This window comes from Blautia sp. HCN-1074, from assembly GCF_037890165.1.
Classification (GTDB): domain Bacteria; phylum Bacillota; class Clostridia; order Lachnospirales; family Lachnospiraceae; genus Blautia_A.
This window is the reverse complement of record NZ_JBBKBP010000003.1, coordinates 148,878-164,436: the sequence shown is the minus strand read 5'-3', so window position 1 is coordinate 164,436 and position 15,559 is coordinate 148,878. Positions and strand designations below refer to the sequence as shown.

General features: G+C 42.9%; 11 protein-coding genes. 10 read left to right on the top strand and 1 reads right to left on the bottom strand.

Going from position 1 to position 15,559, the window contains the following annotated elements; genetic code table 11:
• Positions 1–15 precede the first annotated feature (15 nt).
• Together WKT11_RS04605 and nrdD are read left to right on the top strand one after the other, a co-directional pair.
• Positions 16–939 (top strand): hypothetical protein, encoded by a 924-nt coding sequence (locus WKT11_RS04605; protein WP_117674361.1) that lies wholly within the window; start codon positions 16–18, stop codon positions 937–939.
• 120 nt (positions 940–1,059) lie between these two features.
• Positions 1,060–3,195 (top strand): anaerobic ribonucleoside-triphosphate reductase, encoded by a 2,136-nt coding sequence (gene nrdD / locus WKT11_RS04600; protein ID WP_117674362.1) that lies wholly within the window; start codon positions 1,060–1,062, stop codon positions 3,193–3,195.
• A 94-nt stretch (positions 3,196–3,289) separates the two neighbouring features.
• Here the strand turns inward: nrdD and arcC are convergent, their stop codons facing one another.
• Positions 3,290–4,222 carry a carbamate kinase gene (arcC, locus tag WKT11_RS04595; RefSeq protein ID WP_117674363.1) on the bottom strand — a complete coding sequence of 311 codons (933 nt, stop codon included), beginning with the start codon at positions 4,220–4,222 and terminating at the stop codon, positions 3,290–3,292.
• Positions 4,223–4,996: 774 nt separating this feature from the next.
• Here arcC and WKT11_RS04590 point away from each other — a divergent pair.
• From WKT11_RS04590 to rlmN, 8 genes are all read left to right on the top strand, one after another.
• Entirely contained in the window at positions 4,997–6,883 is a 1,887-nt protein-coding gene (locus WKT11_RS04590; RefSeq protein WP_147421026.1) for an LPXTG cell wall anchor domain-containing protein, read from the top strand.
• 184 nt (positions 6,884–7,067) lie between these two features.
• Positions 7,068–8,525 (top strand): UDP-N-acetylmuramoyl-L-alanyl-D-glutamate--2,6-diaminopimelate ligase, encoded by a 1,458-nt coding sequence (locus tag WKT11_RS04585; RefSeq protein WP_118590491.1) that lies wholly within the window; start codon positions 7,068–7,070, stop codon positions 8,523–8,525.
• 16 nt (positions 8,526–8,541) lie between these two features.
• Entirely contained in the window at positions 8,542–10,761 is a 2,220-nt protein-coding gene (gene priA / locus WKT11_RS04580) for a replication restart helicase PriA (RefSeq protein ID WP_340282870.1), read from the top strand.
• Positions 10,762–10,793: 32 nt separating this feature from the next.
• Positions 10,794–11,270: a peptide deformylase gene (def, locus tag WKT11_RS04575; RefSeq protein ID WP_117674367.1), complete on the top strand. Its 477-nt coding sequence runs from the start codon at positions 10,794–10,796 to the stop codon at positions 11,268–11,270.
• Positions 11,271–11,524: 254 nt separating this feature from the next.
• A complete protein-coding gene (gene fmt / locus WKT11_RS04570; RefSeq protein WP_117674368.1) occupies positions 11,525–12,472 on the top strand; it encodes a methionyl-tRNA formyltransferase in 948 nt (315 codons plus the stop codon).
• A gap of 4 nt (positions 12,473–12,476) precedes the next feature.
• Positions 12,477–13,169 (top strand): zinc metallopeptidase, encoded by a 693-nt coding sequence (locus WKT11_RS04565; RefSeq protein WP_117674369.1) that lies wholly within the window; start codon positions 12,477–12,479, stop codon positions 13,167–13,169.
• Entirely contained in the window at positions 13,162–14,514 is a 1,353-nt protein-coding gene (gene rsmB / locus WKT11_RS04560) for a 16S rRNA (cytosine(967)-C(5))-methyltransferase RsmB (protein WP_118516567.1), read from the top strand. The genes WKT11_RS04565 and rsmB overlap by 8 nt, the downstream gene beginning before the upstream one ends.
• 3 nt (positions 14,515–14,517) lie before the next feature.
• Positions 14,518–15,558, top strand: a complete 1,041-nt coding sequence (gene rlmN, locus WKT11_RS04555) for a 23S rRNA (adenine(2503)-C(2))-methyltransferase RlmN (RefSeq protein ID WP_117674371.1) — start codon at positions 14,518–14,520, stop codon at positions 15,556–15,558.
• The last annotated feature ends 1 nt before the right edge of the window (position 15,559 follow it).

Genomic DNA, 15,559 nt, shown 5'->3' with positions numbered 1-15,559 from the left:
ACAGGGGGAAGATATATGGGAAAGAGATGCCAGGTTTGTGACGGGCCGGTCGTAAATGGAAGATGTAAATATTGTGGAATGCCATATAGAAATGATTTGGAACTGTATCATCTGAATGAAGATCGGTCAGAGCATTATCGCCATGCATCGGCGAAAGTAAGAAAGGCTATGGCCGAGAGCGAGATACCACTGCCGGACAGAAATAAAACGGCAAATAAGTCTTCGAAAACCAGTACGGTAAAAAAGACAGTGCCGAAGGCAAAAACAGAAAAAGTGCAGACTTCAGTAAAAAAAGCGTCGGCAGGACAGAATGTCGGCACTCGTACATATACCACGAATCGAAATCCCGTACAGAAGCGGAAAGAGAAGAAAAAGAGCAAAAAGGGAGCAACTGTATTCTGGATCATTGTTGTAATTTTACTGAGTGTTGCAGCACAGACCGAAGAGTACTGGGATAGTATTGGATATAGAATTGAGTCGTTTATCAATGATGAGTTTGGAATAAATCCCGGCAGTGTTTTTTCAGGCAGCGACAGCGATGATGGGGAAACAGAGACAAAAGACTGGGATAATAAAGTCAGTAAGGTTGCGGAATCAACCGAGAATATTCAGGGCACCGAACCGGATACTTATATTTTCGCGGGAGAAAGTTATGTGGTTGGAGAGAATTATATAAAGACACAAGAAGGCATCTATGGTTTAGAGGATATAGAGTATGAATTTTTAATTGAGCCGGGAGAATATAAGATTAAATCCGGCTGGGAAGAGGTGGCACTGGAGATTAAGTACACTACTGGAAAGAAGAAAACTGTAAAATTTGACGAAGCAGGACAGCAGGAGAGAATGGAATTACATGTAGGGGATGAGGTTACTGCGGTATCTCTGGACGGTCAAGAGAATTATCTTGCATTATATAAAATTCAGCAATATGACGAATAATTTTTTTGCTCTTCCCTTTTACCAGAGTCTGTGCTATACTTGATAAACGTACCACATATAGAATAAATTGTGGACAACGAAAGAAAATAATACTATATCTTGTATATGGGAGCGAAAAGTATGATATATGTAATAAAGAAAGATGGCACAAGAGAAGAGTTTAATTCACAGAAGATCGTAGCGGCAGTAAATAAGTCGGCGGCCAGAATCTTATATACATTTTCTGACAAAGAGAAAGAATTTATCTGCCATTTTGCGGAAGAACATGCAGAAGCACTGGGCAAGAATGAGATACAGATTCAGGAGATGCATAATATTGTGGAAGGAGCACTTGAGAGAGTGAATCCGGCTGTAGCCAAGAGTTATCGTGACTACAGAAATTACAAACTTGACTTTATCCATATGATGGATGATGTATATACGAAGAGTCAGGCAATCCGTTATATCGGTGATAAGAGTAATGCAAATACAGACAGCGCACTGGTTGCTACGAAGCGAAGCCTGATTTTTAATGAACTGAATAAAGAGCTTTATCGTAAATTCTTCATGAACCGTAATGAACTTCAGGCTTGTAAAGATGGTTATATTTATATCCATGACCAGTCAGCACGTCTTGATACCATGAACTGCTGCCTGTTTGATGTGGCATCCGTATTAAGCGGCGGATTCGAGATGGGAAATGTATGGTACAACGAGCCGAAGACATTGGATACAGCGTTTGACGTTATGGGGGATATCATCCTGAGCACCGCTGCACAGCAGTATGGCGGATTTACAGTACCTGAAGTGGATAAGATTCTTGCTCCGTATGCACAGAAGAGCTATGATAAATATATTCAGGAATTTATGAAGTACTCTGATGAGAGCTGGACCGGACGTGAGGAGCGTGCGATTGAGTATGCACTTGATAAAGTCCGCAGAGACTTTGACCAGGGATGGCAGGGAATCGAGTATAAGCTGAATACAGTGGGATCTTCCAGAGGAGATTATCCGTTTGTGACAGTAACTCTTGGACTGGGAACTAAGCAGTTTGAGAAGATGGCAAGTGTATCTCTTCTTGAAGTGCACAAAGGCGGACAGGGTAAAACAGGACGTAAGAAACCGGTGCTTTTCCCGAAGATCGTATTTCTGTATGACGAGAACATTCATGGAAAAGGCAAGATCAGTGAGGATGTATTCGAGGCAGGCGTTGACTGCTCTGCCAAGACAATGTATCCGGACTGGCTTTCTATGTCCGGAAAAGGATATATTTCCAGTATGTACAAGCAGTATGGAAAGGTTATCAGCCCGATGGGATGCCGTGCTTTCTTAAGCCCATGGTATGAACGTGGCGGAATGTACCCGGCAGATGACAAGGATGTGCCTGTATTTGTAGGCAGATTTAACATTGGTGCGGTAAGTCTTCATCTTCCGATGATTCTTGCGAAAGCGAGAGCAGAGAGCAGAGATTTCTATGAGGTACTGGATTTCTATCTTGAGATGATCCGTAATCTTCATATCCGTACGTATGATTATCTTGGACAGATGCGAGCTTCTACCAACCCACTGGCATATTGCGAGGGTGGTTTTTATGGTGGACATCTGAAACCGAATGAGAAGATTGGAAAGATTCTGAAGCCGATGACAGCTTCCTTTGGTATCACAGCGTTGAATGAGCTTCAGGAGCTTTATAATGGTAAATCTATCGCTGAGGACGGACAGTTTGCACTGGATGTTCTGAAATATATCAATAAGAAGGTAAATGAGTTTAAAGAGGAAGATGGTTATCTTTATGCAATTTATGGAACACCGGCAGAAAGTCTGTGTGGTCTGCAAGTTGAACAGTTCCGTAAGATGTACGGTATTGTCAAAGGCGTTTCCGACCGTCCGTATGTGAGCAACAGCTTCCACTGTCATGTAACCGAAGATGTAACCCCGATCGAGAAACAGGATCTGGAGGGACGTTTCTGGGAACTGTGTAATGGCGGTAAGATTCAGTATGTACGTTATCCAATCGGTTATAATCGTGAAGCAATCCGTACACTGATCCGCAGAGCGATGTCTCTGGGATATTATGAAGGAGTTAACCTTTCTCTTGCTTACTGTGACGACTGTGGACATGAGGAGCTTGAGATGGATGTGTGTCCGGTTTGCGGTTCCAAGAACCTGACTAAGATTGACCGTATGAATGGATATCTCTCTTACAGCCGTGTGCATGGTGATACACGTCTGAATGAAGCTAAGATGGCAGAGATTGCGGAACGTAAATCTATGTAAATATAAAAAATATGAAAGTAAAAACCAGGGAGTCTTGCAAATGAAATTATCTGCAAGACTCCCTGGTTTTTTATATGATGGATTCTATATTTTATTATTTAATGATAGTTCCGGTCTTTTCATAATATCCGTCTTTTGCATGAGAGATATCTGTGATAATAGTTCTTCTGCCATCACCCTTTTCAATGAAGGCAATTCCTGCTTCAAATTTAGGGAGCATGGAACCTGGTGCGAACTGGTTCTCATCCATGTATTTCTTTGCTTCATCTACGGTGATGGTGTCAAGATATTCTTCATTGTCCTGACCAAGGTTTAAGCTGACTTTTTCTACACTTGTGAGAATCAACAGGGTATCTGCGTTTAATTCCTCTGCAAGAAGTCCGCTGGAAAGATCTTTCTCGATGATCGCACTTGCACCATGAAGGTCGATTCCCTGTTCCATAACCGGGATACCGCCACCGCCAGCAGCGATTACTATCTGTCCTGCATCTACAAGAGTACGGATTGTTTCAAGTTCTATAATCTTCTGCGGCTTCGGAGCTGCTACGATTCTCTTATAAGTTCCGTCTTCAAGTTTGGTGACGAAATTTCCTTTATTCTCTTCTGCTTCTGCTTCTTCCTCGGTGAGTACACGTCCGATGATCTTCTCTGGTTCTGCGAAAGCATCATCATATGGATCAATTACAACCTGTGTAAGAATAGTTGCAACAGGTTTGTAGATACCACGTGAGATCAGCTCTGCGCGAATAGCAGTCTGAAGGTCATATCCGATATAACCCTGACTCATAGCTGAACATACGGACATAGGTGCAAATGTATAATCCGGATGTGCCTTTCCGAATTCATTCATAGCTGTGTGGATCATTCCGACCTGTGGACCGTTGCTGTGTGAGATCACAACTCGGTTTCCTGCTTCTACAAGGTCTGCAATCGCTTTGGCTGCTTTCTTTGCAGCAATTTTCTGCTCTGGCAAGGTGGTTCCTAATGCTCTGTGGCCCAGTGCAACTACTGTAATTTTCTCGCTCATGGGAAATACCTCGATTCTTTAATATTGTGAAATTTTTGTGCGTTACTGAGAATGGAGTAAACAGTAACGTGTTGTCTAAATATTCAATCACATTGATAAAATACATTATAAAAGACTGGCAGAAGAATTGCAATAGAAAAGTGTCATTGAATATAAACAGTAACTACAAACAGCCCCCGCATTGCTGCGAGGGCTGTTGTATTTTTTTGAGGGGGGAGATAGAGAGTGGTTTTTCATCTATCCAAGACCTATTATATGGGTAAAATATGTTCAAAGTATGTCGAATCTCTGAAAGAAATGGTAAATTTCTAAAAGAATTATAAACAAAAACGAAAAAGAAAAAGTGGTATCTTGTTTTCCGGTCAGATACATGCTAAAGTAGAGTTACATTACTGAATGTAGTGTGAGATCTGTTTCTGCATTCCGCAGAACCGATATTCTTACGTTGCTGATTTACAGTGTAAACAGTGACATTCTTACGGCTGTTTAAAGGAACAGCAATATTTCCAGGCATCGGGTCGGTGCGATGATTTCAAATGATTTCTTATTTGTGCAATTGGGAGAGGGGGAATGTGTATGTCTGTACCCATAATATGTTACTGTTTACGCTGCTTTATGTAATGCGCTTTGCAGGATTAAAGCGCGTGAACAGTAAACTATAATACCACTCAAAAGATGAAATGATGTTATAAGGAATGGATTGGCGGAAATTTTTGTGTGAATATCCGCTGGATAAGAATAAAAAATGAGACAGAATTTCAGGAGATTGAGACTATGAAAAAAAGAATATGGAATCAGTTAAAAAAAGCAGCTGTACTCGCTGCTCTGGCAGGAATAGTGGGAAATTGTGTGGCTTCGGCGTCGGAATTTAGTGCACAGGAGGAGCAGAAAGTTCTGTTAAAACAGAGTGCTCAATGGACAGATGAGAAGAATTTCCAGGCAGAAGTTTGTCTGGAATTAAGTGGGTTAAAAGAACTGTATGCAGAAATAACTAAAAGTGGAAATATCATTTCTGAACAGCAAAATGCGCAGACCGGACAGAACGAACAGGCAGTTGAAACAGAACAGCTTGATGAAGATGGCTATATGAATGAAAAGGTCCAGGCGGAAGAAGAAATGCAGTTGGAGGAAAATGTTCCGTCAGGTGACGAAGATGTTTATGACGAAGATACTCATGAGGAAGATGTTTACGGTGAGGAAGATATTTACCTGAAAGAAAATGATCAGGCCGGAGAAAACGGACAGGCAGAAGAACATAAACAGCCGGAAGAGGAAGGTCGGGGAACAAGTGATGGTCAGAATCCTGAAAGCAGCCAGCAGGCTTCGGATGTCAGATACTTTCTTACGGCATACATATCCGAGTATTTTCAGGTGGATGAAACAGGATTGAAGTATGATATGCAGGCGGAATCTGTGAAAATTCAGAATCAGAAAGGCCAGGAAACAGAAATTACGAAACTTACCTGCGAAGTACCAGTTAAAGATGCACAAGCAGATACATTCAGTCTTAAAATACCGGTTTCACTGAGGGAGAAATATCGGATTTCTCCTGTTTCGGTATCCTATCCGGTGTGCCAGGATAAACTGTCTTTGAAAGAACAGACACAGGAAACACCAGGCGCTTATGTTTGGAAAAAGGCAGAGGATAATGCTCAGGTGCTTGCAGTGAGTGACGCAGCTTCTCTACAGGTGGCAGAGGCAAAGGCAGGGATTGAGGCAGAATTGCAGCCGGAAGTGGATAAAACACGATCTGGACAGAAGATTTCTTATGTATTAACAGTAAGTAACACAGGAGAACTTTCTCTGGAAAATATTGAGGTACGCAGCTCTTTTTCTATGGAGAATATAAAGGCCTCCTGGGAACAGATGGATGGATTTGTGGCAGATAGCGCACAGGGAGTAATTACTGCTTTACAGCCTGGTGAGACAAAGAAACTTCGCATGAACTTGCAACTTACAGAGAATCAGTCAGGAGAACTGATCCATACGGTGACTTTGAAAACCGGATATCCGGGCAAAGATGAGGAGATCAGTTGTCAGACAGATGCGCAAGTGGCAGTAGAGGAATTAAAAGCTGCATTTGAAGTGGAAAAGACAGCGGACAGAACACAGGCATATCCTGGAGATACGATTACTTATCAGATTTGTATCAGAAATACAGGAGAGCGGACACTGCATTCGGTTCTTAGCACAGAGAGATTTCAAAATGCCGGAATTCTGGCGAAATTTGTGCAGAAGGAAGGGGTAACATTAAGCAATAATGGAACACAGGCCTTGATTCCACAGATTGCACCGGGAGAAGCTTTTGCACTTTATGCGACAGTGACGATTCCACAGTATTTTACAAGCCAGGAACTTGTCAATGAGGTGACGGTAATTTCTGATGAGACAGGCAGCCGGATCATGAAATCCCAGTCAAATGTTACTCTGACAACGAATACAAATACAGCGACCGTTACACCGGAGCCTACACCTGTAACAGTGCAGACTTACAGCGATGGATATGGCTATGCGTCAAAGTCTGCCGGTGCATATTCCGCTGCAAGTAAACCAAAGACAGGAGATGAGACGGAAATAGCATTGTATATCGTATTGGGGATTTTTGCAGTGATGTCAGGAATCAGTGCGTTTTATTATCTGAGAAGCCAAAAACGACATTGAAACGGGTGAGGAGGTGTGCTATTCTTATATAGAATAATGTTAGGGTCAAAAGGTTTTTTGACCCTAACTTGATATCACGGATTGCTCCGCAGCTGTGCTGCTCCCGCAATCCTGGTATCATAAAAAACTTCGCCCGAATCCTTCTGAGATTTCGGGTTGGCAGGAAATGATATGGAGGATTAAAATGAAATTAGTATCCTTATTAGAAAGACTGGAATATACATGCCTTCAAGGCAGTACAGACCAGGAAGTAAAGAATGTTATTTACGACTCCCGAAAAGTCGAAGAAGGTTCTCTTTTTATCTGTATCAGAGGTGCGGTAGTGGACGGTCATAAATTTGCTCCGGATGTGATCGCAAAAGGAGCAAAGGTACTGGTTGTAGAGGAAGCTGTAGAAGCACCGGAAGATGTAACCGTTATTCTTGTGAAAGATACAAGATATGCAATGGCATTTATTTCCGCTGCATATTTTGGCCATCCGGCGGAGAAACTTAAAACAATCGGTATTACAGGAACTAAGGGAAAGACGACTACTACTTATATGGTAAAATCCATTCTGGAAAATGCCGGATATAAAGTAGGTCTGATCGGAACTATCGAGGCAATCATTGGTGATAAAGTGATTCCGGCGAAGAATACAACTCCTGAATCCTATATGATCCAGGAATACTTCCATGAGATGGTAGAGGCTGGATGTGACTGTGTTGTTATGGAAGTTTCTTCTCAGGGACTGATGCTTCACAGAACGCAGGGATTTATCTTTGATTTCGGTATCTTTACAAATATTGAGCCGGATCATATCGGACCGAATGAACACAAAGATTTTGATGATTATCTCAGATGCAAATCCTTATTGCTGAAACAGTGCAAAGTTGGAATCGTAAACAGGGATGATGAACATTTCGAGAAGCTTATAGAAGGTCATACATGCAGTCTGGAGACTTATGGATTTTCGCCGGAAGCAGACCTTCGCGCAGAAGATGCAAAACTGGTCGGAGGAAAAGGTTATCTGGGAATTTCCTACCATTTAAAAGGACTTCTGGATTTCCACGTAGAAATTGATATTCCAGGTAAGTTCAGTATTTATAATTCACTGACAGCAATTGCAATCTGCCGCCATTTCAAAGTTTCAGAGGAGAATATCCTGAAAGCTTTAAAGGTAGCGAAAGTAAAAGGCCGTATCGAGATGGTGAAAGTTTCTGATGACTTTACACTGATGATTGATTATGCTCACAATGCAATGGCACTTGAGAGTCTTCTGACAACGCTGAAAGAATATCATCCGCACAGACTGGTGTGTCTGTTTGGATGCGGAGGCAACAGGTCAAAGCTTCGCCGCTATGAAATGGGAGAAGTTTCAGGAAAGCTTGCAGACCTTACGATTATCACTTCCGATAATCCACGTGATGAAGAACCTCAGGCAATCATTGATGATATCAAAGTCGGCATGGCAAAAACAGATGGAAAATATGTGGAGATCGCTGACAGAAAAGAAGCAATCGCCTATGCCATCCATCATGGCGAACCTGGTGATATCATTGTTCTGGCAGGTAAGGGACATGAGGACTATCAGGAAATCAAAGGAAAGAAATATCCGATGGATGAACGTGTTCTGATCGCAGATATTCTTGCAGGAAAATAATAACAGGAAAGAGTTCATGATATACGCTGATATAATAATTGATATTTCCAGTGATAAACTGGACCGGAGCTTTCAATATCGTGTACCGGAAAGACTAGAGCAGGAGATAAAGGTGGGGATGGTAGTATCCATCCCCTTTGGAAACGCCAGCCAGCCACGTAAGGGATATGTGACAGGATTATCAAGAGAGCCTAAGATCGACGCTGAAAAAATAAAAGATATCTGTGAGATCAGCAGTGGCGAAGAGACGACAGAATCCCGTCTGATCGCATTGGCAGCCTGGATGAGAGAAAACTATGGTTCTACTATGATCCAGGCTTTAAAAACGGTACTTCCCATTCAGGAGAAGATAAAGGCAAAAGAGAAGAAATATATCTGCCTGGACATTCCGGAAGAGGAGGGGCATAAACTGCTTGCGGATCTTGAGAAGACAAGATTCCGGGCAAGGACAAGACTCCTGAGGGAACTTCTTGAGAAGAAGAGACTGGATTTTACTTTTGCCTCAAAGGAATTGGGGGCTACATCTGCTGTTGTAAAAAAAATGCAGGAGCAGGGCGTTATACGCATAGAATATGATGAAATAATGCGAAATTCATTAAATACCGGCGATATCGTGGCTGAGGATTCACTGCCTCTTACGGATGAACAGGAAACAGCGGTAAAACAGATTCTGGAAGAGTGGGAAAAGCCATTTCCCCGTCCAATGTTGATTGAGGGCGTGACAGGAAGTGGGAAAACCCAGGTATATATGAAATTGATCGAGAGCACGATCGCCCAGGGAAAACAGACAATAGTCCTGATTCCTGAGATCGCGCTTACTTATCAGACTGTGCGCAGATTTTACGCGAGGTTTGGCGATAAGGTGTCGGTAATCAATTCCAGACAATCCCAGGGAGAACGTTATGATCAGTTTAAACGTGCAAAAAGGGGAGAAGTTCAGGTGATGATCGGGCCAAGATCAGCATTGTTTACGCCGTTTGGCAATCTGGGGCTGATCATTATTGATGAAGAACATGAGCCTAGTTATAAGAGTGAAAGCAGTCCACGTTACCATGCAAGGGAAACATCCATTAAGAGAGCCAGTCTGGAGAATGCGAGAGTCGTAATGGGATCGGCAACACCATCTGTGGAAGCTTACAGTCAGGCAATGAAAGGTGTTTATGGTCTTGTCAGATTAAATGCCAGATATGGAAGCAGACCTATGCCGCAGGTATCTATCGTAGATCTGCGAGAGGAATTAAAAGCCGGCAACAGATCTGTACTCAGCAGAGAATTGAGGGAAAAGATGAAACTCCGGTTTGAGAAGAAAGAGCAGGTGATACTCTTTCTGAACCGCAGGGGATATGCGGGGTTTGTTTCCTGTCGTTCCTGTGGACATGTGATGAAATGTCCGCATTGCGATGTCTCGTTATCAGAACATAATAATGAAAGACTTTTATGCCATTATTGTGGATATGAGATCAGAAAACCTCAGGCATGTCCGGTATGCGGATCACCTTATATCGGTGGCTTCAAGGCCGGAACGCAGCAGATCGAGAAAGTGGTAAGAGAGACTTTTGTGGGAGTCCGTACGCTTAGAATGGACTTTGATACAACAAGAACGAAGGGCAGTTATGAGAAGATTCTGGCATCTTTTGCCAGACATGAGGCGGATGTGCTGATTGGAACGCAGATGATCGTCAAAGGTCATGACTTTCCGGATGTGACACTGGTAGGTGTTGTTGCGGCAGATTTGTCATTGAATGCAGAGGATTATCGGTGCGCAGAGCGGACATTCCAGCTCTTGTGTCAGGCAGCAGGACGTGGCGGCCGTGGTGAGAAACCGGGAGAAGCAGTGATACAGACGTATCATCCGGATCATTACAGTATCCAGGCAGCAGCGGTGCAGAATTATGAGGCTTTCTATGAGGAAGAAATGAGTTATCGCACGCTTATGGATTATCCGCCGGCTGCACATATGATGGCAGTTCTTGGATCGAGTCCGTCAGATGAGATTCTGGTTCAGGCAATGCATTATCTGAAACTGTACATACAAAGGATTTACAAAGAAAACGACCTTCATGTAATAGGACCGGCGTTTGCGGCAGTTGGAAAAGTGAAGGATATTTACAGACAGGTGATTTATTTAAAACACGAAGATTATCAGGTATTGGTCAGAATCAAAGACCAGCTTGAAAAATATATAGAGATAAATTCCGGTTTCAGGAATATATATATACAGTTTGATTTTAGTTAATTAACGAAGCAGAAGAAAAGGAGAATGAAGAAATGGCACTTAGAACAATCAGAGTAGAAGGCGACGAAGTACTTACAAAGGTCAGCAGACCGGTGGATAAAATGACACCAAGAATCCATGATCTGATTACAGATATGCTTGACACCATGTATGATGCGATGGGTGTTGGCCTCGCTGCACCGCAGGTGGGAATTCTCAAGCGTATCGTTGTAATTGATATAGGAGAAGGCCCGATCGTGCTGATTAATCCTGAGATCATTGAGAAATCCGGAGAGCAGACTGGTGACGAGGGATGCTTAAGCGTTCCTGGAATGGCAGGACAGGTAACACGTCCGAATTATGTAAAGGTAAAAGCACAGGATGAGGATATGAATGAGGTAGAATACGAAGGAGAAGGCCTCCTTGCACGTGCATTCTGTCACGAACTGGATCATCTGGATGGACATATGTATACAGAGCTGGTAGAGGGAGAACTTCACCATGTTTCTTATGATGAAGATGAGGAATAATATTCTGATTGCATAAATTCGCATCGGATTTCTAGTATACCAACAAGTTGATTTCTTGAACAACCTTACGTTTAAATTTCTTATTTCTGCGTTGTCGTCGGTCGCCGTAGCCACCGCTACGCCCCTCTCCTCCGCCTTGAAATAAAAAATTTATCCTGCAAGATTGTTTCAAGAATCAACTTGTCGGCACACAATAATAATGCAAATATACGTCAGTATGAATACACAGCAGAAAGAAAAGGTGACATATAATTATGAAAACAGTATTTATGGGAACTCCGGATTTTGCAGTGCCGCCATTACGTGCACTGGTGGAAGCCGGATATGAGGTTGCAGCAGTAGTAACCCAGCCTGATAAACCAAAAGGAAGAGGCAAGACATTACTGCCGACACCTGTAAAAGAAGAGGCTCTTATGCATGAGATTCCTGTATATCAGCCGCGGAAGGTAAGAAATAATCCGGAATTTCTGGAGACTTTGAAAGAAATCAATCCGGATATCATCATTGTTGCTGCTTTTGGACAGATTATTCCAAAAGAAGTTCTGGAACTTCCGAAGTTTGGATGCATTAATATTCATGCATCACTTCTTCCGAAATACAGAGGTGCAGCCCCGATTCAGCAGGCAGTAATTGACGGAGAAAAAGAATCCGGTGTTACGATCATGCAGATGGGAGAAGGCCTTGATACCGGAGATATGATCTCAAAGATCGTGATTCCGTTATCACCGGAAGAAACAGGCGGAAGTCTGTTTGGAAAACTTGCACAGGCGGGAGCAGAGCTGCTTATCAAAACTTTGCCATCCATTGAGCAGGGAACAGCAGAATTTGAGAAACAGCCACAGGAGAGTCCGACACCATACGCATCCATGATCACCAAGCAGATGGGACATATGGATTTTAACAGACCGGCAGAAGAGCTGGAACGTCTTGTACGCGGGCTGAATCCATGGCCGAGTGCTTATACTTTTATTAATGGAAAAACTCTGAAAGTATGGAAATGTAAGGTCAGTGCAGAAGAAACAGATGCTGCACCGGGAACGGTATTTCTGACAGATAAAGATGGAATTCATGCCGCATGTGGACAGGGGGCGCTGATTCTTACAGAAGTACAGTTAGAAGGAAAGAAACGTATGGATACAGAGGCTTTCCTTCGTGGATATCATATTGAAAACGGAACTTGTTTTACAGATCATAAGGGGTGATTAGATGTACGGATATTATTTTGATCCTACTTATTTTTTACTGGTCATAGGAATGCTGTTATCTCTGGCTGCATCAGCAAGGGTAAAGAGTACATTTGCTATTTACAGCAGGGTGCGCAGTGCATCAGGACTTACAGGGGCGGAAGCTGCCAGAAGGATTCTTCATATGGCCGGAATCACTGATGTTACGGTTGTGCCGATATCAGGCAGCCTGACGGACCACTATGATCCGAGAAATAAGAGACTGGCACTTTCGCAGGATGTATATGACAGAACATCCGTTGCTGCTATTGGAGTTGCGGCCCATGAATGCGGGCATGCGATCCAGGATGCAACAAACTATGTACCGCTGAACCTGCGTTCTGCGATCGTACCGGTGGCGAATATTGGATCAACACTTTCCTGGCCATTATTTCTGGCAGGCTTGATTTTCTCTATTCGGCCACTTTTAACTCTTGGAATCATACTGTTCACTTTTGCAGTTCTTTTCCAGCTCGTGACGCTTCCGGTAGAATTTAATGCTTCTTCCAGAGCGCTGAAAATGCTTGGAAGTTCCGGAATGCTTGGAACAGATGAAGTAAAAGGAGCAAAGAAAGTTCTTACAGCAGCAGCACTTACTTATGTTGCTGCGCTTGCTGCATCTATTCTGCAGCTTTTAAGATTGATCATACTGGCCGGAGGAAGAGACCGTGACTAATGGAATAAATACCAGAGAACTGATATTACAGATTTTACTGGAAATTGAGGAAGAGGGAAAACACAGTCACATTGCGATTCGTAATGCCCTCTCCAAATACCAGTTCCTTCCAAGACAGGAGAGAGCTTTTATCACCAGAGTATGTGAGGGAACTCTGGAATATCGTATTTTAATAGATTATATAATTGATTCTTATTCAAAAGTAACTGTAGATAAAATGAAACCCGTAATCAGGGAAATCTTAAGAAGTGCTGTGTATCAGATCCGTTTTATGGATAGCGTACCAGACAGTGCCGTATGTAATGAGGCTGTGAAGCTGGCACAAAGAAAAGGTTTTTACAGCCTGAAACCGTTTGTCAACGGAGTGCTTCGGACGATTGCAAGAGAATGGAAGAATCTGAAGCTTCCGTCCAGGGAGGAGAATCTGGTCAGATATTTATCTGTCAGATATTCCATGCCGGAAACACTGGTAAACCGCTGGCTTGCGGATTACGGTGAAGAGAAGACAGAGAAAATTCTTGCAGATTTCCTGACAGAGAAGCCAATCACTGTGAGATGCAGAACACATAAATTCCCACAGGAAGAGATTTATCAGAGTCTTATAGATCAGGGAGTGGAGGTAAAACCGGCACCGTATCTTCCATATGCATATGAAATTTCAAATTATAACCATATTCTGGCGCTGGATGCCTTTATCCATGGAAAAATCCAGGTGCAGGATGTAAGTTCTATGCTGGTTGCAGAAGTTGCCAATCCACAGAAAGGTGACTACATTATCGATATGTGTGCAGCTCCTGGAGGAAAAAGTCTCCATGTGGGAGATAAAATGGGAGATTATGGAACCGTAGATGCCAGAGATGTAAGCCAGTATAAGGTAGACCTGATTGAAGAAAACATTCACAGAACAGATTCTATCAATGTACAGGCACATGTGATGGATGCCACAGTATTTGATGTGGATTCAGAGCTGAAAGCGGATATTGTTCTTGCAGATGTTCCATGTTCCGGATATGGAGTGATTGGCAAGAAGCCGGAGATCAAATACAGGGTAACTCCGCAGAAGCAGGAAGAGATTGTAATCTTACAGAGGACGATCCTGGATCGTGCCGCTGAGTACGTGAAACCGGGTGGAGCGCTGATCTTTAGTACCTGTACGATTGCGAAGGAAGAGAATGAAGAGAATATGATGTGGTTTATGAATAATCATCCATTTAAACTGGAGAGTATTGATCCATATCTGCCGGAAGAACTGCATTCAGAGACGACAGCGCTTGGATATCTTCAGCTTTTGCCGGGAGTACACAAAACGGACGGCTTCTTTATTGCGAAATTCAGGAGAAAATAAATAATGACAGATATTAAGTCAATGACAATAGATGAATTAAAGGAACTGATGACTGCTCTGGGTGACAAGCCGTTTAGGGCTAAGCAGATATACAGCTGGCTACATGAACATCTTGTGACTTCGTATGATGAGATGACGAATCTTTCCAAAAGTCTGCGAGAGAAGCTGAAAGAGTACCCGATCACAGCACTTGAGGTGGTGGATGTACAGACATCTAAGATTGATGGCACACAGAAATATCTGTTTCGCCTCAGTGATGGAAATGTGATCGAGAGTGTTCTGATGAGATATAAACATGGAAATTCTGTCTGTATCTCCTCGCAGGTAGGCTGCCGTATGGGATGCAGATTTTGTGCATCTACGATTGGTGGTCTGACCAGATGCCTTCTGCCGTCAGAGATGTTGGATCAGATTTACAGGATACAGGCGCTGACAGGAGAACGAGTATCAAATGTTGTAGTGATGGGAACAGGAGAACCCCTTGATAATTATGAAAATCTTCTTAGGTTTATACATATCCTGACAGAAGATGGCGGGCTTCATATCAGTCAGAGAAACCTGACTGTTTCCACCTGTGGACTGGTTCCGAAGATTTATGATCTTGCAAAAGAGAAACTTCAGATGACACTTGCACTTTCCCTTCATGCGCCAAATGATGTAAAACGCCGGGAACTGATGCCGATTGCCAATAAATACAGTATGGATGAGGTTTTGCAGGCCTGTCGTCATTATTTTGAAGAAACAGGGCGCAGGATCACATTTGAATACAGTCTGGTAGCGGGAGTAAATGACAGTGATGAGGATGCCAGAGAGCTTTCCGGCAGAATCAAAGATATCAACTGTCATGTAAATCTCATTCCTGTAAACCCGATCAAGGAACGTTCCTATGTGCGTTCAACCCGCCAGGCGGTGGAGAATTTCAAAATAAAACTTGAAAAATGTGGAATAAATGTTACTATTAGAAGGGAAATGGGCAGTGATATCGACGGTGCCTGTGGACAGTTAAGAAAAAGTTATATGGAAAAAACAGAAAGCGAGAAGTGAC

Excerpts from the sequence above, each read along its gene's own strand:
- WKT11_RS04590 (WP_147421026.1), top strand. The coding sequence starts at position 4,997 with ATGAAAAAAAGAATATGGAATCAGTTAAAAAAAGCAGCTGTACTCGCT.
- WKT11_RS04565 (WP_117674369.1), top strand. The coding sequence starts at position 12,477 with ATGTACGGATATTATTTTGATCCTACTTATTTTTTACTGGTCATAGGA.
- priA (WP_340282870.1), top strand. The coding sequence starts at position 8,542 with ATGATATACGCTGATATAATAATTGATATTTCCAGTGATAAACTGGAC.
- arcC (WP_117674363.1), bottom strand. The coding sequence starts at position 4,222 with ATGAGCGAGAAAATTACAGTAGTTGCACTGGGCCACAGAGCATTAGGA.
- WKT11_RS04585 (WP_118590491.1), top strand. The coding sequence starts at position 7,068 with ATGAAATTAGTATCCTTATTAGAAAGACTGGAATATACATGCCTTCAA.
- rlmN (WP_117674371.1), top strand. The coding sequence starts at position 14,518 with ATGACAGATATTAAGTCAATGACAATAGATGAATTAAAGGAACTGATG.
- nrdD (WP_117674362.1), top strand. The coding sequence starts at position 1,060 with ATGATATATGTAATAAAGAAAGATGGCACAAGAGAAGAGTTTAATTCA.
- fmt (WP_117674368.1), top strand. The coding sequence starts at position 11,525 with ATGAAAACAGTATTTATGGGAACTCCGGATTTTGCAGTGCCGCCATTA.
- WKT11_RS04605 (WP_117674361.1), top strand. The coding sequence starts at position 16 with ATGGGAAAGAGATGCCAGGTTTGTGACGGGCCGGTCGTAAATGGAAGA.
- def (WP_117674367.1), top strand. The coding sequence starts at position 10,794 with ATGGCACTTAGAACAATCAGAGTAGAAGGCGACGAAGTACTTACAAAG.